Genomic DNA, 22,733 nt, shown 5'->3' with positions numbered 1-22,733 from the left:
CTAAGTAACGGATTGCATCTGTTTTAAAAGAAGAGCTGAGAAGTATTTTCTCCCATCAGCGGTTTGAATATGAAGAATTTCCTTTGTAATTTCATCAGATTTCATGTCTTTATGAATAAACTCTATAAATGCCCCACTTAAATTCTCGGTAATACCATTGATTCGATATCCACGGTCAATAAAATAGTCGACCTTCTCGCGTTCGATTAAATAATGCTGATGTTCTCTCATTTCTTTAGCTCCTTTCGTCAAGTGCACTCCCCACTTCTTGAACAGCATGAGATTCACTGTCACTCATGATAGTCCAATCACGACCAACTGTTATCCCAAGGTATTTCTCATCACTTGGGTCTATCATTTCAGCTTGTTCATATTTCTTAAACCACCAGTATTTTGCTAAGACAAAGTAAGTCCCAGCACCTACAATAAAGCCTACAAGAAATGAATAGTTTGAGAGAAAATAAGCAGCTAATCCTCCGAGAACCCAGGCGATAAATCCAGCGGCATTTACCCCATTCATATAACGATACTGACCGTTTTGCTCATACAAATCTGGAACGTTGACGCGACGCTTTCTTAGAAGATAATAGTCAGCAAAAAGAATTCCAACAATCGCAGATAAGATCCCACCAACTATGAGCAAGATCGGTATGAGAATATTAAATAAGCTCCACGGCTGAACAACTGATCCTATAATACCTGCAATAAATACACCTGCCCAGAACGGAACTTTAGGTCCACCTACATTGGAGAAAATTGTGGCAGCTGGTACTAGGTTGGCAGATACATTAGTTGACCATTGAGCAAGAACGATCATTAATAATAAAATGCCGAGAACTAAACCAGTGGCGGCTTCCTGCAGTGCAACGACTGGATCATAATTCGAAACAGCAATGTAGGATACACCACCAATAATAACCATAAAGGTTTGCGTTATCGGTAGCGCAATCATACTACCTACTAACGTTCCTTTATTACGCTTCACCCAATTCCGCTCGAATTTAGGAGCCTTGATGAATCTTGATATAGAAGGAATGTCCGCTGAAATGGTTGCCCAAAATCCCATATTACTAAAGATAACGACAAGAAAAGCAGTAACTGCCGCTCCACCGGTCACAGGGCTTTCAATCCACGCCCATACTTCTCGCCCCTGTGCAACTGCCTGATCGGATAATGAAGCATACATCCATACAGAGATGATAATGATCACTGGTGCAGCGAGATCTGCGAATCGTTCAACTGCTTTGATACCTAGTGCAGTGTTTACGAGCTGAAGCGTTGCGAAAATCAGAAAACACACAAACCAGTTATCAAATCCAAAAAGTACATTTAGAATTGCATTCATTGCCGTTGCACCAAAATACGTATTGATTCCAAACCAAAATGAAGCAGCAAGTCCTCTCACAATGGAAGGAATGTGTGTACCGATCGTACCAAAAGGTGCCCTCATATATACCGGAAAGGATAGACCATGTTCAATACCGATATCACCTATAACTGTAATAAATAAACCAATCCCAAGGGTTCCGATAATCGTTGCCGCTACAACCCACGTAAGTGACAGTGATTGAACACCGGCTCCACCAATTGCAAACGCGGCAAGAACAACAGCCATCCCAACCCACATCATTGCAAATCCGCCCGTCCCTATCTTTCTATCTTTATGAGCAATGGGCAAAAGATCCGGTGACTTTAAATAGCTTTCATCTTTTTTCATTCAGCTATCCCCTTTTTCGGTCTGTTACTGAATCATCATCGGCTTATCAGTGACGTTTTTTAGCTTGCCATATTTTGCTCGCTTCATATACTTCCCTGACCCCGGTGTACCTACAAACTGTTTGTTTTTAATTACGAATTCTCCTCTTACAAGAACTGTCTCTGGCTCACCTGTAATTTCCATTCCTTCAAAAGCATTGTAATCTACAGCCATATGATGTGTTTCAGCAGAGATTTTGCGTTTTGTTTCAGGGTTAAATATAACTAAATCTGCATCTGCTCCAATTGATACTGTCCCCTTCTTAGGAAATAATCCAAATAGCTTCGCTGATTTTGTTGAAGTAATATCAACAAACTGGTTTAATGAAATTCTTCTTTTCAGTACTCCTTCCGAGAAAAGAATACTAAACCGATCTTCAATCATTGGACCGCCATTAGGGATTTTTGTAAAATCATCTCGACCGAGGTCTTTTTGACCATTAAAATCAAATGAACACTGATCAGAACCAATCGTCTCAAGCTGTCCAGTTCGAAGAGCCGTCCAAAGAGCTTCCTGGTTCCACTTTTCACGAAGTGGCGGACTCCATACATACTTTGCACCTTCGAAATTCGGTTTCTCTAAGTAGGTTTGATCTAAAACAAGATATTGCGGACAAGTCTCGCCATGGATGTCATAGCCTTTCTTTCTTGCTTCAGCAATTTTATCAGCTGCTTCCTGACAGCTAACATGAACAACATATAGTTGAGAAGAAGCAAGACCAGTTAATTGGGCCGCACGACCTGTTGCTTCTCCTTCCACTTCTGGTGGTCTCGTTAATGCGTGATAAATAGGTTCAGTCTGACCTTTCGATAGCGCTTCCTTCGTTAAATATTCAATCACATCACCATTCTCAGCATGAACCATGACCAATGCTCCGAGTTCTTTAGCTGCTAAAAGAGTTCGATAAAGGGTTTCATCATCTGATTGAAAAACGTTTTTGTAAGCCATGAAAACTTTGAAAGATGTGATCCCCTCCTGATTGATCACATCAGGAAGCTGCTCTAAAACACTGTCGTTTATTTCGCTAATCATTAAATGAAAACTATAATCAATGACCGATTTATCCTTTGATTTGTCGTGCCATGTCTTAATCGCTGTTGATAGAGGCTTTCCTTTCTCAGTAAGGCAAAAATCGATGACAGATGTGGTGCCTCCAAAAGCTGCAGCAATAGTCCCTGTTTCAAAATCATCTTTTGAGACCGTACCACCAAAAGGCATTTCTAGATGTGTATGTGGATCGATTCCTCCAGGAAATACGTAACGATCACTCGCATCAATGATTTCAGCTCCTTCTTCTTCGATGTTCTTACCAATTGAAGAAATAATACCATCAGATATTAGAATATCTGCCTGGTACGTTTCACTGGCCGTTACAATGGTCCCATTTCGAATGATTTTTTTCATTTAAAATCCCCCTACTTATTTGGATATTTTGATATCTTTAAGCGAACCGATAAGAGATTGACGTTCGTTCCAGGTCATTTTTGGCAAATCATTTTGTACTTCAATCATATCGATTGCTCCATCAACTGGACAAACAATGGAACATAAATTGCAGCCTACGCAATCCTCTTCTCTTACTTGAAGAATCGCATGCCCATTTGGGTCATTTAGCATATCGATACATTGATGCGAGGTGTCCTCACATGCAATGTGGCATTTATTGCAATTGATGCAAACGTCATTGTTAATACGCGCCACCACTTTATGGTTAAGATCAAGATTACCCCAGTCAGAGAAGGTTGGAACAGATTTCCCAATGATGTCTTGGACCGAAAGAATGCCTCGTTCGTCAAGGTAAGAGGACAATCCGTCGATAAGATCCTCCACAATTCGAAAGCCGTGATGCATGGCGGCTGTACAAATTTGAACATTGCTTGCCCCCATCAACATAAATTCAATTGCATTTTGCCAGTTAGATACACCGCCCATTCCAGAAATCGGCACGTTAATACGGCTGTTTCTCGCACATTCACTTACCATATTTAGCGCAATCGGCTTAACCGCTGGACCACAGTAGCCGCCATGCGCTCCTTTTCCGCCAACATGCGGAATCGGTAGCCATGTATCAATATCAACCCCAGCAAGACTATTAATTGTATTAATCATACTCACCGCATCAGCTCCGCCTCTAACAGCTGCCTCAGCCGTCGCTGTGATATCTGTAATATTAGGCGTTAACTTAACGATGACTGGAGTTTCTGCAGCTTCTTTTGCCCAAAAAGTTTGTTTCTCCACAAGCTCAGGGACCTGCCCTGAAGCAGAGCCCATTCCCCGTTCAGCCATTCCATGTGGACAGCCAAAATTAAGCTCAAGGCCATCAACGCCAGCTGCTTCCGTCTTTTTAACGATTTCATGCCATGCTTCCTGATTAGGCTCAACCATTAATGAAGCGACAACGGCGTGGTTAGGAAATTTTTTCTTCGTTTCATAGATTTCTTTCAAATTCACTTCAAGTGGCCGATCTGTAATTAGCTCGATATTATTAAAACCCGCTACTCTTTGGCCATTGAAATGAACGGCTGCGTATCTCGAAGAAACATTCAGGATCGGGTCTCCAAGCGTTTTCCAAACAGCTCCTCCCCATCCCGCTTCGAATGCACGTTGTACTTGGTACCCGGAATTGGTAGGCGGAGCGGATGCTAACCAAAATGGGTTCGGTGAAGTGATACCCGCAAGATTCGTTCTAAGATCTGCCATCGATATTCCCCTTTCTCCTCTTACGCTGAGTACGTTGCTTTTAAGCTTTCATGCATATGATAAGCAGCCGTTTTCCCCTGTTGAGCCGCTGAAACAACCATGGCTTCTCCCTGTCCTTTTCCGAAAATAACATCTCCACACGCATAGATTTTGGGATTCGATGTTTCCATCGTTTCTTGGTTAATTAAAATGACACCGTCTTTATGAGCAAGACCAAGCTCTTCTATAAATGGAAGATGCCGCTTTTGGCCAATCGCTTTCACCACAGCATCACATTCAATAAGGAATTCAGAATCAGGAATAGGTTCTGTCCTCCTTCGCCCATCTTTAGCCGCTTCTCCAAGCTTCATCTTGACGCATTTCATTCCTTCTACATCGCCAGTTTCATTTGTCATTATTTCAACCGGCTGTGTTAACCAGCGAAACTCAACGCCATCCTGCTTGGCAAATTCATATTCAAAGTCATAAGCAGTCATTTCTTGTTCAGATCGACGATAAAGTATTTTGACGTTTTCTGCACCGAGTCGAACAGAGCAGGTTGCCCCATCAATCGCTGTATTCCCTGCTCCTACCACAACAACTTTCTTTCCTTTTAAGTGAGTTGGAAATGGCGCATTCTTTGTCATTTTGACGAGTTCAATGGCATCGTAAACACCATCAGCTTCTTCCCCTGAAATTTGAAGATCTGGAACATTTGCCATGCCAATTGCTAAAATAACACGGTCATTTGTTGAAACTAACTCTTCAAATGGAAGATCAACGCCTATTTTCACACCCGTTTTAATGGTGACGCCTAACCTTTCAATTTGCTCCACTTCCCAGAGTGAAATGGCTTTTGGTAACCGAAAAGACACGATGCCATACGTATCAAGTCCACCTGCCTGTTTCTCGGCTTCATAGATTGTGACACTATAGCCAAGTAGCGCAAGTTCGCGAGCAGCTGATAGACCGGCTGGGCCGCCACCTACAATTGCGACTTTCTTCCCGTTTGGTTGTCCTTGTTTAAATAGCACTTGATCATTTTTAATTGCCCAATCTGTAGCGTAGCGCTGCAGATTACCAATTAAAATTGGTTTTGTCGAATGATTTAACACACATGCACCTTCACATAGTTCTTCTGTCGGACATACTCTCGCACAGCTCGCTCCTACTGGGTTTGCAGTCATAATTGTTTTTGCTGACCCTTTCATGTTTCCTGAAGCGATTTTTTTAATGAAAGTTGGTATATCTATGCCGGTTGGACACGCCTTGATACAAGGAGCATCATAGCAATAAAGACATCTTTGAGATTCTTGAAACGCTTCCTGATTCGTGAGAGGTGGAACAACTTCAGTAAACCTTTTCTGCAGTTCCTTTTGGATCGCTGGTTCGCTTGTATTCATATTCGTCCCCCTTGTTTAAATTACGCATTACCGCTTGATAAACTAATAGATCCTTAAATGAAAAAGCAGGCGGCGAAGCCACACCTGCTTTCACTCCCATCAAGGCAATAGTGAAGTCATTTCCCCATAAGTCTCAGGACGGCGATCGCGATAAAATTGCCACGTATCTCGAACTTCACGAATCATCTTTTTATTTACATCACCGATAATCACTTCATCTTCATCCCTTGAACCCATCGCTACAAAATTGCCTCGTGGATCAACAAGATAAGATTGTCCATAGAATTCACCCATGTTCCAAGGTCCCTCTGTTCCAACTCGATTAATGGCTCCAAGATAGTAACCGTTCGCAACAGCATGAGCTGGCTGCTCTAGCTTCCATAAGTACTCAGAAAGTCCAGCTACCGTTGCAGAAGGATTAAAAACGATCTCTGCGCCGTTTAAACCAAGCAGTCTTGCTCCTTCTGGAAAATGACGATCATAACAAATATACACGCCTATCTTTGCGAAAGCCGTGTCGAATACCGGATAACCAAGATTACCAGGCTTAAAGTAGTATTTTTCCCAGAATCCGTGGCCTTTGTCTCCAACTGCTACATGTGGAATGTGTTGTTTCCGGTACTTACCAAGATAAGACCCATCAGCATCAATAACAGCAGCAGTATTATAATAGGTTGAGATGCCTTCTCGCTCATAAATAGGTAGAACAATGACAATACCAAGTTCTCGAGCAAGCGCCTGAAATCTCACTGTCGTTGGACCCTCGGGGATCTCTTCTGCAGCGTCATACCACTTTGTGTTCTGCTCTGCACAAAAATACGGTCCATAGAAGATCTCCTGAAGACAAACAATTTGAGCTCCTTTTTCACTTGCTTCTCTTACAAGGTGAATATGTTTTTCAATGGCTTTTTCTTTGTGAAGGTCAACTGATTCACTACCTTCCACATCATTTTTTGCCTGAATTAGGCCAATTTTCACTGAATCTGCCATATGTATGCCCTCCTATTCACATTAGTTAACTGAATTTTCTTTCTAATAAAAGTGTAGAAGATTCATTTCCTCCATGCACTATACAAAATGTAAAATAAAATGTACAAAAAACTAGCATTCTGTCGCGAGTCTTTAAAAGAAGATGGATCAAAAAAACAGCCTAAGTGAAGTACGGCTCTCTCCGCACTTACTACTTAAGCTGTTTTTGTTAAATCCCATGGTTGTATTTATGGTCTACGATTACTAGACACTTCATGGATGCTAGTTATCTTTTTGATCCTTAATATATTGTTGAACGACCTTATAAACATACTCCTGATTTGCTTCAGCAGTATTTGGGTTGTATTCTCCTCCATTTACTTTATTATTTGAAAGAATACGAATCCCTAGGAAAGGCACATCGAAAGCTTGAGCGATTTGTGCTCCTGCAGCACCTTCCATTTCTTCAACGGATGTACCATAATTTTCATGAAACCACTTGATACGATCAATTTCATTATTCCATACATCCGCTGAACCAATTGTTCCTTCCACAACTTTTCCTTTTGTATATTCATCCTTCACGGCGTTCGCGGCAGCAAGTAAGTCCTTATCTCCATCAAAGTATCGGATATTTTCTGCATCTGGATCTTCTCCTGCGCTACCTTCAGACGCCATTAAGTCCATTGGTTTCCATTCCGTTGGCTTAATACCCTCATTCTCCTCGAGATTAGTTGTTTTTAATGAACCCGTGTTTGTGGTTCTTTGCCCTAATACGATATCAAATACGTCCAATTCAGGATCATGTCCTCCTGATGTTCCTTGATTGATAATCGCGATCGGGTTATACTTCTCTATTGCTAGTGCAGTTGCAGCTGCCGTATTCTCCATTCCCTTACCTGTTTTCGTAACGATAACAGGATAATCATCCACCGTTCCTTTGTAAAAAACGAACGAACCTGAATTTTCTTCTGTTACATTCTCTAATTTTTGTGCGAACTCTTCTGCTTCAATTGGCATTGGTCCCTGTACAATGATTGGTCTTTCTGTTTTCTCTTGTTCAGCTGAAGATTCTGGTGCAGAGTTACAGGCTGACAAAACAACTAACAAAAGTAAAGTTATCATAGCTGATGTAGCGTATTTTTTAAAAAATGGTTTCCTCATCGATTTTCTCTCCCTAGTATGTAAGTTCGGACACTCTTCTTCATCAAATACGTGATTTGTGACTGACAATAGTAAACTTTTCTTCTGTCGTCATTCTCCCTTTCTAGAATGTGATTCTCGTATTAAAATCAAAAGAAATAGGCCAGGATTTTGTAGAAGATGTTCTACCGTCCAGACCTACGAAAGTTAAAATATGCGTCAAATATCCCTGCCAAAGTTATTAGTAAAACTAAATGTTAAGTCAGCTACATGCATACTTCAACTCGTAGTCCAGTACTTTAACGGGAACCGGGTAGAAACACTCAGACCATATTTCTGAGAATATACGAGTAAGAAATGATTAAGTTAGTACTTTAATACCATAACAGACATTCTTGATCATCACAACTAAAACATGAACATTAAATATATTTTTAATAAAATCGTTCGCCATTCATTGCTTTCGAGAAGTATATAGAAAGATTTAATGGGAATTAACGATAATTAACAATAACTATTAAAAAGTTAGACCTAAAATTATAGAAACCTTTCTTTTTGTTTTTTTGATGGAATCATACAACTTTCATTTTCCCCAAACCATTTGTAACGGCGCTTCGAAATGCCGTCATAAATTTTGTCTCTTAGCCTTAATGGTAAAAGTCGGAGTACAAGAAAAAGACTAAAAAAGCCTCCTAGCTGCTTTACAATATAAAGAGCTGCATCTGATTTAACGAGTGCCTTTCCATCCTTAATGACAATCACACTATCCGGAACGTCTGTTAGTTCAGCGTCATGAAGGAGATGTTTAGCCGTCTCCGATTGGAGGGAGGCAAAAGAAAATACAGCTTTTTTGTCATACTTAAACATAAACTTCACTAATCCATTGCATAAATTACAAACCCCATCAAAAAGAATAACGTTTGTTTTCGATTCTCTGGTTGTATCCACTGTTCCATTCACCTCGTTTTAAAACATGCTCATTACTTCACATACTAAGTATATCATAACTACATAATCTAAGATGGGGAATATGCTATAATTTCCATGTTCAGTATTCTACATAGCAAGGATGTTGCACCATGTATCCAACTAAAACGATCAAGGAAAAGATCAAATTATTAGTCATCATTCTTTATCCCATTTTAATCACTCAAGTTGGTCTCTACTCAATGAATTTCGTAGATACGATTATGAGTGGAAGAGCTGGAGCAAATGATCTTGCAGGAGTTGCCATTGGTTCAAGTCTCTGGGTTCCTGTATTTACAGGATTAAGTGGCATATTGCTTGCCATCACTCCGATTGTTTCGCATTATATCGGTGCAAAGCAGGAAGATCGGGTTTCATTTTCAGTACTTCAGGGCATTTATCTTTCGGTTGCTCTCTCCGTTAGTATATTAGTTGTTGGTTATTTTATATTAGACCCTATTTTAAACACCATGGATCTTAATAACAAAGTTGCTCAAATTGCAAAAGATTACCTCATCGGACTTTCCTTCGGGATTATTCCACTGTTTATTTATTCCGTTCTAAGGAGTTTCTTTGATGCACTTGGAGAAACAAGGACGACGATGCTAGTCACGCTCACGTCTCTTCCAATCAATGTATTCTTCAATTATGTTTTGATTTTCGGTAAATGGGGATTCCCCCAATTAGGAGGTGTTGGTGCTGGATATGCATCAGCGATCACTTATTGGTTTATTCTTTTAATCGCCTTACTTGTTGTCATTAGAGTAAGGCCATTCCGAGCGTATAGGATTTTCAAACGTTTTTATCCAATATCCTTTTCTACCTGGAAAGAACAGCTAAAAATCGGTGTTCCGATAGGTTTTTCTATCTTTTTTGAAGTCAGTATTTTTGCGGCCGTTACACTTTTAATGAGCACGTATACAACCGAAACGATCGCTGCTCACCAGGCAGCCATTAATTTTGCTTCTCTTCTATATATGATCCCCCTTAGTATATCAATGGCGTTAACAATTGCTATTGGATTTGAGGTTGGGGCAAGAAGATTACAGGATGCAAAGCAATACAGCTATATGGGCATTGTCTTTGCTGTTCTAATGGCCTTACTATCAGCTCTTTGTTTATTTCTCTTCAATGACACCGTCGCGAGTTGGTATACAAGCAACATGGAAGTGTTTGATTTAATTAAAGTATTCCTTATTTACGCCATCTTCTTTCAGCTTTCCGATGCCGTTGCTGCTCCCATACAAGGAGCGCTCAGAGGATATAAAGATGTTAACGTAACGCTTGTTATGAGTCTCATTTCTTACTGGGTGATTGGCCTTCCTTCAGGCTACTTACTAGCGAAATACACAGCGTTCGGTCCATACGGCTACTGGGTTGGGCTTAGTGCGGGACTTTTCGTTGCTGCTATTACGCTCTTCCTACGTCTCCGTCACGTACAAAGAGTCGGAAGAATTATATAAACAAAAAGCGGCTCCCAGAAGGGTGCCGCTTTTTGTATTACTTGTACATTTCTTGTGCTTTTGCTTGTAATTCAGTGTTTTCAAGGTACTCATCATAAGTTGCTTCTTTATCAATGATCCCTTTAGGTGTTACTTCAATTACTCTATTTGCGATCGTTTGAATGAACTGGTGGTCATGAGATGTAAAGATCATTGCACCTTTGAAATTCATAAGACCATTGTTGAGTGCAGTAATTGATTCAAGATCCAGGTGGTTTGTCGGATCGTCAAGTACAAGAACATTCGCACCGCTAAGCATCATTTTTGAAAGCATGCAGCGAACTTTTTCGCCACCGGAAAGAACGCTCGCTTTCTTCAATACTTCTTCACCAGAGAAAAGCATTCTTCCAAGGAAGCCGCGTAGGAAGCTTTCGCTTTGATCTTCTGGGGAATATTGACGAAGCCAGTTAACAAGGTTCGTATCCACACCCTCAAAGTAATCAGAGTTATCTTTAGGAAAGTAAGCTTGAGAAGTGGTAACACCCCACTTGAACGTTCCGCTATCTGCTTCCATTTCACCCATCAAAATTTTAATGAGCGCCGTATTCGCAATTTCATTACGACCTACGAGTGCCACTTTATCGTCTTTATTTAGCATAAAGCTTACGTTATCAAGTACTTTTACACCATCAATCGTTTTTGTTAAACCTTCAACGTGAAGCACGTCGTTTCCGATTTCACGATTTGGTGTAAAGGCTACGTAAGGATATTTTCTTGAAGAAGGCTTAATATCATCAAGCGTAATCTTATCAAGAAGCTTCTTACGTGACGTAGCCTGTTTAGACTTCGACGCGTTCGCGCTAAAGCGCTGGATAAACGCTTGAAGTTCCTTTACTTTCTCTTCTTTTTTCTTGTTCGCATCCTCTTTCATCGTACGAGCAAGCTGGCTTGATTCATACCAGAAATCGTAGTTACCCACATACACTTGGATTTTACCGTAATCAAGGTCAGCCATGTGCGTACATACTTTGTTTAGGAAGTGACGGTCATGGGACACAACAATAACGGTATTCTCAAAGTTAATAAGGAACTCTTCTAACCATTGAATTGCGCCAAGATCAAGGTTGTTCGTAGGCTCATCCAGTAGAAGAATATCAGGAGAACCAAAAAGAGCCTGTGCAAGAAGTACTTTCACTTTTTCAGAACCAGTAAGGTCTGCAAGCTTCTTATCATGAAGATCTTCAGAAATACCAAGTCCTCTAAGCAATACAGCTGCATCTGATTCAGCTTCCCACCCGTTAAGGTCAGCAAATTCACCTTCAAGCTCTGCAGCTTTCATACCATCTTCATCAGAGAAATCCTCTTTCATGTAGATCGCATTCTTTTCCTGCATCACTTCATGAAGACGTGCATGTCCCATAATTACGGTGTTAAGAACCTCATACTCTTCGTATTCGAAATGGTTCTGTTTCAGGACGGCAAGTCGTTCTCCCGGTCCCATATGAACATCGCCAGTTTGTGGTTCGATTTCACCTGATAAAATCTTAAGAAACGTTGACTTACCAGCACCATTAGCACCGATTAGTCCATAACAGTTTCCTGGAGTAAATTTAATATTAACATCTTCAAAAAGCTTACGATCACCATATCGTAAGCCGACATCTGTAACTGTAATCATTTAGGTCGTATTCCTCCATCTATCGTAATATAGTGCAAATTATAACATGTTCTACACGGAATAGATATGAACCCAACAGATCTTATTCATCAAATGGATAGATCCAGAAGGATTCTTGTTTAATAAACGACATCATTTCAGAATTCGGATCCATTGAACCATCTTCAAGTCTTGCCACCATCGCCTCTGTTTGGGAGCGGTGAGCTTCAATGGTTTTGATCTTCGTTTCTAACACATCCGTTACGTCAAAAACTTTATCAGGTTTACCAAGTACCACTTCACGGTCCGGAGTAATTGGTAAAGCATAAACCGTTGGACGTTTTTCCTTCGGGATCCGTTTTAACGTTTCTATGACAGCTGCAGAGCAAGCATCATGATCCGGATGGATACCGTATTCTGGATAAAATGTAATAATTAATGATGGGTTTAATTCATCAACTAGCTCTCCAATTGTAGAAACAAGCAGTTCAGGGTCTTCAAACTCAAGCGTCTTGTCTCTAAACCCGAGCATGCGAAGATCTTTTACGCCCATAGCGTTGCAGGCATCTTGTAATTCTTTCTTTCGTACTTCTGGAAGTGTTTCTCTTGTCGCAAAAAATGGATTCCCCATATTGCGTCCCATTTCTCCGAGCGTTGCACATGCATAAGTGACGGGCACGCCTTCATTTACAAATTTCGTTATCAACCCTGCAGTTCCGAAAGCTTCATCATCCGGATGCGGGAAAACAACGAGGACTTGTTTCTCCATAATCGTTTCCTCCTTAGTCGAATGGTGTATAGCTTAATTGAACAGCTACTGCTAAACGGCCGCTCGAATCATGACCTGCCATTAATAAACGACCATCATCCAATTGATAATCCGTTAAGCCTTCAGCATACATCCAACCGTCATTTAATTTAAACCCAACGCGGAATGGACCGCTACCTGCCATTTTGACATTGGTGAATTTGATTGAGCCATTTCTTATGTAAGCTCCAACCGCAAGCTTTTCTTTATCTTGAGCAGCATAGGCTCCACTCGTTGTTTCTAAGTGAAAATACAGTTCTTTGTTCTCAAATGTTTCAAGGATTTCTTGTACTTTTTCTATTTGAATAGGCTTCATTCTTATGCCCCCTTCTTTCTTAGGCCTACTTGCTAGAACTAGTATAGCTCATCTATTCCGCCTGGTAAAATGATTGACGTTGGCATTAGAACGACTTTCATTAGACAGAGACCGTTTTTTTCCGTTATAGTTAACTTTTGAATAGACATGAATTCGAAACTCGGAGGTATGAAAGATGCAATTATATGAAACGTTTGATATTCCAGATAAAATACAAGACCGTATTGAAGCAAGACGCGAGGCAAACTCCAATCCAGAGCACTATCTCATCGGATCTGAAGGCTATACAGCACCAGATATGTCGATCGTAAAAGATGCCGTCACAGCTTTGATTCTAGGTAAAAATGTGCTTCTTAAAGGTCCAACAGGTGCTGGTAAGACAAAACTTGCCGAACTAATTAGCTACTTCTTTAACCAGCCAATGTACTCGATTAACTGTTCTGTTGACCTTGATGCGGAAGCGCTTCTAGGGTATAAAACGTTAACATATGACGAACAAAACAATGCTCATATTACATTCATTCCTGGACCAGTAGAAAACGCGATGAAAAACGGCGAACTTCTCTATATTGATGAAATTAATACAGCTAAAGCAGAAACACTTCCCATTCTAAATGGTGTACTTGACTATCGTCGTATGGTTCTAAACCCTTTCACAGGAGAAACGGTTCGGGCAAAAGAGAACTTTGGCGTCATTGCTGCAATTAATGAAGGATATATTGGAACAGCACCATTAAATGAAGCATTAAAAAATCGTTTTATCGTGATAGAAGTACCTTACCTACAGGGAGAAGCTTTAAAAGAAATGTTAAGTGAACAATCGCTTTTAGATGATTCAAAACAGCTGGATCAGTTTGTTACGTTATCTGCTGACCTTCAATCAAAAGTAAGAGATGGTCAAATTTCAGAGGAAGCCGCCTCTCCTCGTTCACTTCTAGACGCTTGTGACTTAACAACATTTATGGAAGCGAGACGCGCGATTAAACGAGCGATTACAGATAAGCTTGAAGATGAGCGTGAAAAAGCTGCAGTGGAAAACATCGCAGAAACAATTTTCGGACGTTATCAGGAGAAATCATAAATGAAGTTTCTAAACTTTGCTGAGAATCAGACTGATCCTTTTCTTCATCTAAGTTTATCTGATCTCGCGGAAACACTGAGTCATCTAGAGAGTGAAGTTCAGTTCGCTTTCCATTCTTACTACAGACCAGCTGAACAGTTGATTACGGTCAGTCATTATTGGAATGATATTTTTGATGGAACGCAATATGATGGTATGAAAAGTGATATCTACCTTCGTGCACTTGGTAATGTTCATTATACGAATTTCAATGAAGTAGATCACTACCTCTCCACTATCAAACAACAATCACATCCTCTTTTCCGTAAACAACTGTTTGCATTATTAGAGGATATAAGACTCGAGCAGATTTGTATGTCTATCCGACCAGGAATGAGCGCTGCTTTTGATACAAGACGAACATTATTTCAAAAGCGTTTTCGTGGTCGTCTTGAAGTTCATAATCGCCAGAATCAGCTGCTTGATGCATTATTCTGCGGAATCTATCTACAAGCGATCGGTAAACCAGTTGCTCTAGGAAATGAACTAGCAGAATATAAGCCCTATCTGCGCCATTTAATTATAGAGATTTCTAAAGCTAGTTCAACAAAAGACGTTACCACTCTCACAAGCGCATTTTGTCAGGAGCTGAATGTTGATCATTTCGATATGACAACAGAATATTTAACGATGTATGGAACCTCGGTCAACGCTTCCACTGTTGTTGAAGATGAAGAAGCTCGTCAGTTAAAAAGTGACGATACGATGGAAACGACTGATAAAGAAGATAAAGAAACGTATGATGAGGAAATGAATACGTGGCATGAAGAGCAGGAGCAAGAAGGATCCAACTTCCTTCAATTTGACTTAGAAGAAGGCGCTAAATCAGATCTGATCGGAGAAGGCGAGCGAAAAGAAGAATCTGGTGATCAGGCCTTTGTCAGTGTCCAAGGTGCTTCTAAGCAGTCAGAGGGCAGTCAGTTTGATGAAGAGGCAATTCTTGAAAGTCGTGATACAAAAGCAGTTGCTTCTTCACAGGATCCTCTAGGTGAAGCGAATCGAAACGTAAAAGAAGTGATTCGTCATGCCGAAAAACCAACTTCTGAAGAGCTTTCGAATTATCGAACTGCGAAGGCTGACATCCAATACGCTGAAAAATCACTTCGTGCTGCGATCCAGAAAACGATCGAGCAAAAACAAATTGCTCCTAGAAGTGATCTTCATTTTGGACGATTGAACCGCAAGCTACTAAGGCTATTAACAGACGAAAACCCTCGTCTCTTTTATAAAAAGAATGCGCCTAGTACAGAGCTTGATGTAACGTTCTCGTTACTCGTCGATTGCTCGGCATCGATGTACGACAAGATGGAAGAAACACGACTAGGTATTACGCTTTTCCATGAGACGCTAAAAGGACTAAATATTAAACACTCGATCACTGGATTCTATGAAGATGCATTCGATGCTGATGATCAGGAACAACCGAATACCCTGTTTCAAATTGTTGATTACAACCGATCGACTCAAGCTCATGAAGGGGCTAAAATTATGCAATTGGAACCTGAAGAAGACAATCGGGATGGGTATGCGATTCGAAAAGTTGCTCAAGAATTAGCTGAACGAAATGAAAAACATAAAATTTTACTTGTGTTTACAGACGGCGAGCCTTCCGCATACGATTACAGCGAAAATGGTATCATTGATACTCATGAAGCCGTGATGCAAACAAGGAAAAAAGGCTTTGAAGTAATCGGTGTTTTCTTATCTAACGGGGAACCACAGGAAAAGGAAAAAAATACGATGCGAAATATCTACGGCACACAAAGCCTTGTGATTCCTTCTGCTAATGAGATTCCCGCTTATTTAACGCCTCTGTTGAAGCGATTGTTGCTACGATTTGTATAGAAAATATGAACGGTTATCACTTTGTCCCTAAATGGTGATAACCGTTTTATCTATAATAAATATACTTGACATCCCTTTTATTGATGGACCCCATTTCTATATCCTGTCTCATCCAACTAATAAACCAATTCGCTAAACCGCTAAGAAATAATGGTAGAAATCGTCAGTAAAGTATATCGAAATAAAATTAAATACTACATAAATAGAAATAAAAGCAGTTTATGCTGGTGCTAAGATTAACGGTTTGGCAAATTGATTTTCTCTTCTATTTACTCGTTTAATAAAAAATTACATCGTAAAGGATATAGTACCTTAAGCGATTTAGCTCGAAGATCTTTGCATTTTAATACACAGAAGTACAGTAGCTAATATAGGATGACATTTCCCCACGAACGATCTGGTCATACGTTTTTTGGATTTTCTGTGTAATCAGACCGATTTTACCATTTCCTGTTATTCTCCGATCTATCTCCACTACTGGCTTAATTCCAATAGCCGTTCCCGTAAGAAACACTTCATCTGCCTCGTATAACTCAACTCTCGTAATACTCTGTTCTCGCATTGATAATCCTAACTCTCTGTATACAATTTGAGCAACGGTATTCCGAGTGATTCCAGGAAGAATATCATCTGATACTGGAGGAGTCACAACTTCATTCCCTCGTACGATAAAGAGGTTATTAGTAGCTCCTTCACTAACATTCCCTTCTCTAGTTAAAAAAAGAGCCCCATCATAACCGTTTAACATCGCTTCATTAATTGCCAACCCTGAATTCAAGTAACCAGCTGTTGATTTTGTTTGTGGAGGAATCATATTACTTCCTACTCTTGTCCAAGAGGAAACACATACATTTATAGAAGCTTTTGGCTCATACTCGGTAAGATCCAGATAGATTGCTAGATGATTTAATGGATCATTTAAATCTGGACGTAACGTATTAGCTCCTTTGAAACAAAGCGGCCGTATATAAACGTCTTGAGTCACTTGGTTGATTAATAGTAACTGTCTGGTAATCTCAGACAACTGATCTATAGAATAGGGAATGGGAATATACAAGCTTTTTCCAGAGCCGTGGAACCTTTTAAAATGATCATCTAATCGAAAAACAAAAAGCTGCTTTTGTTCTTTATTCCAAAAGGCGCGTATACCTTCTATGCAGCCTAAACCATAGTTTAGCCCTTTGTTTTTCACGCTCAGACTTAAGGAACGATCATCTACAAATCGATCTTTATCAAACATAAAAGCCACACCATTCACCCTCTTTAATGGCTAGATTGAACGTTGTTGTTTTTTACCGAAAGCCGATATATCATCACTATTAACTAACATAGCTTTTTAAATAATATATGCTCGTAATGGCTAATCATTAGAGAATTTTCGATTAATGTTGCACCAGTAATGTACGACATGTTCTTACGAAGGGACTATTTCTCTGTACTTAGCTAGATACTGTTGATTCTCGAATGAGAACAAAATCTATGTCGTTCATTTTCTTAGCATTGTACTTAAATGCCGATAGATTTCTACTAATTCCTCAAGCGTCATCCTAACTAATCCGCTAGTTGATGGTGCCACAAAATCTTGCACACCATCTATTTGATTAACGGGTTGATATCCCCACTCAGCCTTTCTAACACCCGAGAATTTCTGGTAAACTCCTTTTCCTACAAAACAATTGACTTCGGGCTTGTACAATCTAATTTTCTTGCTAAGCTGCTCTCGTCCTTTTGTGTAATCATCAGATGTTAAGTCAGCCGCTCCTCGCGTAGGACGATCTACGATATTCGTGAGTCCATACCCATATTCTAAAAGCCTATGATCTTCCACTGGTAAGAGCTTACGATCTGTAAGACCCGCTTCTTTTAATACGGAATAAAAACGATTTGTTGGGTTTGCATAATGATGCCCCTCATTCTCGGACTGGAGTCCAGGGTTAAAACCGATAAACAAAATTTTCAACTGATGATCAAGATGGTCTGGTAACAAAGCTCCTCACTCCTTGCATTCAAGTATTCCATAATGAAATTTCGATGTTTTTCGAATTTGTTGTTGAAAACCTAACTGTTCAAACCGCGAGCTGTTCCAAGAATCTTTTAAAATCACTCTTATGCGAGCAACTCGTCTAGCTTCCATCACCATATTTTCTGTGAGTGCATCATAAAGCGCAACCTGTTTGATACCAGATACGCCGTCAGATGCTAAGATAGAATCTTCAAACATTGGGTCAAAATATACAACATCAACCGAGTTCTCCATTAAATGAGGTAGTACGTCTTCATATTTATTACTTCGAACTGTTATTCGCCTCATCGCCTTATCTATGTAGTTATTATTACTTTCCCATTTTTTCAATCCTTCTTGAAGTAATAGCGCGTGCTCTGAACCCTCAATTGCTTGTACACTACCGAATTCGCCTACTACTAAACTCGCAACGATGCTGTCAGAAGCAAGACCTGCTGTACAATCTAACAAGCTCATTCCCTCACTAAGACCACTCGCCTTAATAAACGCATCATCGCGTCCATTTAGAACCGCCCTGCAACGAAACATGGCTGAGTTTGGATGAAAGAAAACCGGTGTTTCAGCGCTTTTTTTATACAAACATAATCGATCAAAACCGACAACCACAACTATTTCCTGATAAAGATGAATGATTTGTTGAATCGATCGTTTTTCTCTTGATATGTAAGTACCTTCATAATAATGACTCAGTTTTATAGCCTCTTTAATGAGTGCTTCAGTCGGTCTCCCTGCAGTTGTAAAAATCATCCGATTATCTCCTTTAATTTCCTTCAAAGCTAGTATACCATGTCGTTTAAGAAGATTTCCGGAGAGAACTACTCCACCTTAGAAACTATATTGAAATAAAAAATGAAGTGAAGCTGTATTCGGTGGACACGTGCTATCAACTAACATAAACACCATTGGCTCATTGTTATATAAACCATATAATTTTAACAAATACGATAAATGAAAATTCAAATTCTAAACAAATTATTATGTAGCTGTTATACTAATAACACTATTTAATAAGAGGTGGAACAATGCAAAAAATGTGGATAATGTATAAAAATTCTTCATTCATACTAAAAATGACGCTTGGCTTTATACTTGGTATTACAGCGGGAATTCTTTTTGGCTCAAGTATAGAATTCATTAAACCGCTTGGCACCATTCTAATCAACTTGCTTAACCTGGTAGCCATTCCAGTTATTTTTCTAACAGTTGTGCTTGCAATCAATCAAATGAACCCTAAATACCTTGGGAAATTAGGTGGAAAACTGTTAGTATATTACGGATTAACAACAGCAGCCGCTGTTTTAATAGGTGTTACAATCGCTTTATGGATTAGCCCTGGTTCTGGTCTAACACTTCCGGATACGAAAGTTGAAAAGCCTGACACTCCTGGTTTTTCTGATGTTCTCTTAAATATCGTTCCGAATAACCTTTTTGAAACCTTTTCTTCGGGACAACTCATGGGTATACTCTTTCTAGCTGTGATCATTGGATTAACTATAGGAAAAATGCGCTATTCTGAGAAAAATGACATGCGTGAATCTGGCGAGAGACTTCATAAGCTATTCTCCGCTGCAAATGACTTATTCTTTTTGTTACTGCAAGGTATTTTACTTTATGCACCGCTTGGCATCTTCGCCATTAGTGCCACATCCTTCGGCAATCAAGGCTGGCAAACGTTCCAATCTTTACTTGCTTTCACAGGTGTTTTTTATTTAGGCGTTCTATTACTTTGGGCATTGATTTATACTTCTTTTCTAAAGTACGCGAAATTAAGTATTAAAAACTTCTTTTTTCAAACGAAAGATGCTTATTTAACAGCATTTTTTACATCAAGTAGTATCGCTTCGCTTCCAATCGCGATTGACTCTGCTAAAAAAGCCGGCATCTCAGAACGAATTGTGAACTTTTCTTTACCAATCGGGGCCGTCTTCAATTCAGATGGAGGGGCCTTAAGAATGGGTGTGTCAATCGTTTTTGCTGCAAACGTCACCGGGTTAAACTTTTCCGTTATGGATTATGTGACCATTGTTGCCATAGGTACACTTCTCTCCATAGGAACGGCAGGGATTCCCGCTGCCGGCTTAGTGACATTATCAGCAGTGTTAACCATGTTTAACCTTCCCTTAGAAATTGTTGCTTTAATCGCTGGAGTTGACGTCATGATTGGCATGGCTGGTACAGCTTCGAACGTACTTGGTGATATTATTGGGGCAGCTGTCATCGATCGTGATAAAAAGAAAACATCCAAATCAGTTGCTTAAATGAAAAGGCGGCCCTGTTATCTCGATAACAGGGCCGCATTTCTCTAATTAAACGATTAAGCTCTATTAACACTAAATTTCTCTTGTCCTTCTACCGATCCATAAGAATCCTCCAATATTGAGTAAACCAACAGTGATGAGCAACCATGAAATTATTTCTAATCCAATTGTGGGAGAATTATTGCTAAAACAACTTGCGAGAAGTAACCCCATTCCTAGACTTCCATAATAGACTTTTAACTTCTTCCGATCATGCTTAACGGCGAATGAAAATAAAAACGTCAGCAAATAAATACCGCTTACCACCATAAGAATTGGGAAGAGCGGTTTGAATTTAGCCGCATATATAAAGTGATCTAGACTTGATATATCTGCTTGCCCTGTAACTTGGCCGTTTATCACCCTTGAAAAAAATGTGCTATATTCCCATTCCCACGGCTTATTTCGTAGTTCACTACCTTCATACCAGCTTCCTAATGTAGATAAAACAAGCATAACAAGTGCGGTACTACCTTTCACAATATTCATCATCCAACATTCGACTCCTTACCTGAAAACTACTTCAAATCATCACCCTTATTTTATCATAATGATTTTTGGATCTAAACCCGTTAAAACCATGTCCTCAAACTTAATAGATTAAGTAGATTTATTGCTTATGAATGATTCAAAATCTAGTCATTAAATATCGTATGAACTTATCCTTTATAATATAACGAGCATCAAAATCATTCGATTTTAATGCTCGTTTCCGCTTTTTTATTGTATAACTAATTAAAATCAACCAGCTGTTCTAATAGTTTTCTTTAAACCATTCTGCCGCTTTTTCTACTTCTGATCTCGTTAATTGATGACCTGCACTTTCCCAATGAACCGTTACCTCTGCCCCAGCATGAGAAAACATTTCCTGAAGTTCCTTTGTCTCTTTTGGAGAGCAAATGGGATCATTTTCACCAGCGCCTATGAAAATTGGTTTTTGCTTAAGGTTCGGTAGCTCAAGATGACGCAGTGGCACCATAGGATGATGTAGGACAGCGCCTTTAAGCGAATTTGCATCGTGGAATAGAAGGCTAGCTGCGATGTTAGCGCCATTCGAGTACCCTATTGCAATAACGTTGTTGCGCTCAAAATCGTATTTTTGTGCTGATTCATCGATGAAAGCATTTAATTCATGTGTTCTCTCTATTAAATCCGCTTCATCAAAAACGCCTTCCGCTAATCGCTTGAAAAAGCGCGCCATCCCGTTTTCTGATACATTACCTCTCACACTCAGAATGGAATGCCCAGGAGCAATAAGTTCAGCTAAAGGAACCAAATCTTCTTCTGTTCCGCCAGTACCATGAAGTAGTAGTAGAGTCGGAAGCTCTTTTTTTCCTTGTTTAAAAAGATGGTTCATCATTTGTCACCATTTAGGACTCTTGCTTCCGCTGGTTCAAGATGATTTTCAATTTGAGATCGCTTCTCTTCTAGCCATGGTGGTAGAAGTAGGTTTTTCCCCATTTCATCAGGGTCTTCATCTTTTGCAAACCCTGGAGGATCCGTCGCTATTTCAAACAGTATTCCACCTTCTTCTCTGAAGTAAATGGCATTGAAATACTGTCGATCAACGACCGGAGTTGGTTTATACCCTTTTTCTTCGAGTAAGTTTCTCCATTCTTCATGATCATTGAAGTCATTAGCCCGAAACGCAATATGATGGACAGTACCTGAGCCCATGTTTCCAGAATCTAGCGGTGTTTTCTTCACGTCGACCGTGTTGCCTATCGAATCACTGGATTTAAATCGAACAAAATCTTCTTCTTCAGCTACACGAATAAAACCAAGAACTTCTTCTAACACATTCATAGTTGCTTCCGACTTGCCGGTCAATAATGTAGCACCTGCAAATCCTTTGATTGCATGTTTTGTGCTAACACCGCCAAAGCTCCACGTGTTTCGCTCCCCTTCTTCTCTTTCAACGAGTTCAAGGTGTAGTCCATGTGGATCATCAAAAGCGAGAACCTTTTCACCAAACCGAGTCATCTCACCGTTTTCTACATTTAATTTATCAAGACGCTTTTTCCAGAACGTTAAACTGCCTTCAGGCACAACGAAGCTAGTTACGCCAACTTGACCAGAGCCAATCTTTCCATCATGTGCTTTCGACCATGGGAAAAAGGTCATGATTGTACCCGGTGCCCCTTCTTCATTTCCGAAATAAAGATGGTATGTTCCTGGATCATCGAAGTTCACTGTTTTTTTAACGAGACGAAGACCAAGAACCCCACTATAAAAATCAATATTTTCCTGAGGATTTCCTACAATTGCGGTAATATGATGTATTCCTGTTGTATGCTTCATAAATGACA

The 22,733-nt window shown here is 39.8% G+C and carries 21 protein-coding genes and 1 riboswitch; of the genes, 4 read left to right on the top strand and 17 right to left on the bottom strand.

The window, feature by feature from the left end; translation table 11 throughout:
* The 8 genes from AC0VYJ_RS11345 to AC0VYJ_RS11310 all read right to left on the bottom strand — a co-directional run bounded on the left by AC0VYJ_RS11345 (position 1) and on the right by AC0VYJ_RS11310 (position 8,898).
* Positions 1-231: a hypothetical protein gene (locus AC0VYJ_RS11345; protein WP_475367412.1), complete on the bottom strand. Its 231-nt coding sequence runs from the start codon at positions 229-231 to the stop codon at positions 1-3.
* A gap of 4 nt (positions 232-235) precedes the next feature.
* A complete protein-coding gene (locus tag AC0VYJ_RS11340) occupies positions 236-1,717 on the bottom strand; it encodes an NCS1 family transporter (RefSeq protein ID WP_194221657.1) in 1,482 nt (493 codons plus the stop codon).
* A gap of 24 nt (positions 1,718-1,741) precedes the next feature.
* Complete coding sequence (gene hydA, locus AC0VYJ_RS11335) at positions 1,742-3,160, bottom strand: dihydropyrimidinase (protein ID WP_475367411.1); 1,419 nt, start codon at positions 3,158-3,160, stop codon at positions 1,742-1,744.
* Between the two features lie 15 nt (positions 3,161-3,175).
* Entirely contained in the window at positions 3,176-4,456 is a 1,281-nt protein-coding gene (preA, locus tag AC0VYJ_RS11330) for an NAD-dependent dihydropyrimidine dehydrogenase subunit PreA (RefSeq protein WP_475367410.1), read from the bottom strand.
* Between the two features lie 20 nt (positions 4,457-4,476).
* Entirely contained in the window at positions 4,477-5,838 is a 1,362-nt protein-coding gene (locus AC0VYJ_RS11325) for an NAD(P)-dependent oxidoreductase (RefSeq protein WP_475367409.1), read from the bottom strand.
* A 99-nt stretch (positions 5,839-5,937) separates the two neighbouring features.
* Complete coding sequence (locus AC0VYJ_RS11320; RefSeq protein WP_475367408.1) at positions 5,938-6,828, bottom strand: nitrilase-related carbon-nitrogen hydrolase; 891 nt, start codon at positions 6,826-6,828, stop codon at positions 5,938-5,940.
* Between the two features lie 261 nt (positions 6,829-7,089).
* Positions 7,090-7,971, bottom strand: a complete 882-nt coding sequence (locus AC0VYJ_RS11315) for a 5'-methylthioadenosine/S-adenosylhomocysteine nucleosidase (RefSeq protein WP_475367407.1) — start codon at positions 7,969-7,971, stop codon at positions 7,090-7,092.
* Between the two features lie 246 nt (positions 7,972-8,217).
* Positions 8,218-8,320: riboswitch (purine riboswitch) on the bottom strand.
* Between the two features lie 167 nt (positions 8,321-8,487).
* On the bottom strand, positions 8,488-8,898 hold the full coding sequence (locus tag AC0VYJ_RS11310; protein ID WP_475367406.1) for a thiol-disulfide oxidoreductase DCC family protein: 411 nt from the start codon (positions 8,896-8,898) through the stop codon (positions 8,488-8,490).
* Positions 8,899-9,029: 131 nt separating this feature from the next.
* Here AC0VYJ_RS11310 and AC0VYJ_RS11305 point away from each other — a divergent pair, with 131 nt between their 5' ends.
* Entirely contained in the window at positions 9,030-10,379 is a 1,350-nt protein-coding gene (locus tag AC0VYJ_RS11305) for an MATE family efflux transporter (protein WP_430246431.1), read from the top strand.
* 37 nt (positions 10,380-10,416) lie between these two features.
* Here the strand turns inward: AC0VYJ_RS11305 and AC0VYJ_RS11300 are convergent, their stop codons facing one another.
* From AC0VYJ_RS11300 to AC0VYJ_RS11290, 3 genes are all read right to left on the bottom strand, one after another.
* On the bottom strand, positions 10,417-12,036 hold the full coding sequence (locus AC0VYJ_RS11300; protein WP_226613088.1) for an ABC-F family ATP-binding cassette domain-containing protein: 1,620 nt from the start codon (positions 12,034-12,036) through the stop codon (positions 10,417-10,419).
* Positions 12,037-12,118: 82 nt separating this feature from the next.
* Complete coding sequence (bshB2, locus tag AC0VYJ_RS11295; protein ID WP_194221648.1) at positions 12,119-12,784, bottom strand: bacillithiol biosynthesis deacetylase BshB2; 666 nt, start codon at positions 12,782-12,784, stop codon at positions 12,119-12,121.
* A gap of 13 nt (positions 12,785-12,797) precedes the next feature.
* Positions 12,798-13,139 carry a YojF family protein gene (locus tag AC0VYJ_RS11290; protein WP_160919492.1) on the bottom strand — a complete coding sequence of 114 codons (342 nt, stop codon included), beginning with the start codon at positions 13,137-13,139 and terminating at the stop codon, positions 12,798-12,800.
* Positions 13,140-13,314: 175 nt separating this feature from the next.
* Between AC0VYJ_RS11290 and AC0VYJ_RS11285 the strand changes: the two genes are divergently transcribed.
* Both AC0VYJ_RS11285 and AC0VYJ_RS11280 read left to right on the top strand, forming a co-directional pair.
* Positions 13,315-14,220, top strand: coding sequence for an ATP-binding protein (locus AC0VYJ_RS11285; RefSeq protein ID WP_430246428.1), 906 nt, complete (start codon positions 13,315-13,317; stop codon positions 14,218-14,220).
* Entirely contained in the window at positions 14,221-16,104 is a 1,884-nt protein-coding gene (locus tag AC0VYJ_RS11280; protein ID WP_475367405.1) for a vWA domain-containing protein, read from the top strand.
* A gap of 343 nt (positions 16,105-16,447) precedes the next feature.
* Here the strand turns inward: AC0VYJ_RS11280 and AC0VYJ_RS11275 are convergent, their stop codons facing one another.
* The 3 genes from AC0VYJ_RS11275 to AC0VYJ_RS11265 all read right to left on the bottom strand — a co-directional run bounded on the left by AC0VYJ_RS11275 (position 16,448) and on the right by AC0VYJ_RS11265 (position 18,874).
* Positions 16,448-17,344: a branched-chain amino acid transaminase gene (locus AC0VYJ_RS11275; protein WP_475367482.1), complete on the bottom strand. Its 897-nt coding sequence runs from the start codon at positions 17,342-17,344 to the stop codon at positions 16,448-16,450.
* Between the two features lie 246 nt (positions 17,345-17,590).
* Positions 17,591-18,091, bottom strand: a complete 501-nt coding sequence (gene mug / locus AC0VYJ_RS11270; RefSeq protein WP_475367404.1) for a G/U mismatch-specific DNA glycosylase — start codon at positions 18,089-18,091, stop codon at positions 17,591-17,593.
* A gap of 6 nt (positions 18,092-18,097) precedes the next feature.
* Positions 18,098-18,874, bottom strand: a complete 777-nt coding sequence (locus tag AC0VYJ_RS11265; RefSeq protein ID WP_475367403.1) for a class I SAM-dependent methyltransferase — start codon at positions 18,872-18,874, stop codon at positions 18,098-18,100.
* 275 nt (positions 18,875-19,149) lie between these two features.
* Here AC0VYJ_RS11265 and AC0VYJ_RS11260 point away from each other — a divergent pair, with 275 nt between their 5' ends.
* Complete coding sequence (locus AC0VYJ_RS11260; RefSeq protein ID WP_475367402.1) at positions 19,150-20,385, top strand: dicarboxylate/amino acid:cation symporter; 1,236 nt, start codon at positions 19,150-19,152, stop codon at positions 20,383-20,385.
* Between the two features lie 72 nt (positions 20,386-20,457).
* Here the strand turns inward: AC0VYJ_RS11260 and AC0VYJ_RS11255 are convergent, their stop codons facing one another.
* From AC0VYJ_RS11255 to AC0VYJ_RS11245, 3 genes are all read right to left on the bottom strand, one after another.
* A complete protein-coding gene (locus AC0VYJ_RS11255; protein WP_475367401.1) occupies positions 20,458-20,916 on the bottom strand; it encodes a DUF4306 domain-containing protein in 459 nt (152 codons plus the stop codon).
* Between the two features lie 262 nt (positions 20,917-21,178).
* Entirely contained in the window at positions 21,179-21,784 is a 606-nt protein-coding gene (locus AC0VYJ_RS11250; RefSeq protein ID WP_475367400.1) for an alpha/beta hydrolase, read from the bottom strand.
* The gene (locus tag AC0VYJ_RS11245) at positions 21,781-22,725 is read right to left on the bottom strand and encodes a ring-cleaving dioxygenase (RefSeq protein ID WP_475367399.1); all 945 of its coding nucleotides are present in this window, start codon (positions 22,723-22,725) and stop codon (positions 21,781-21,783) included. The genes AC0VYJ_RS11250 and AC0VYJ_RS11245 overlap by 4 nt, the downstream gene beginning before the upstream one ends.
* Positions 22,726-22,733: the final 8 nt, after the last annotated feature.

It is taken from the genome of Anaerobacillus sp. 63XJN7_5_ISO-PGPR-S23-430 (assembly GCF_056173695.1).
The sequence above is the reverse complement of the archived record's forward strand: the minus strand, read 5'-3'. Positions and strand labels throughout refer to the sequence as shown.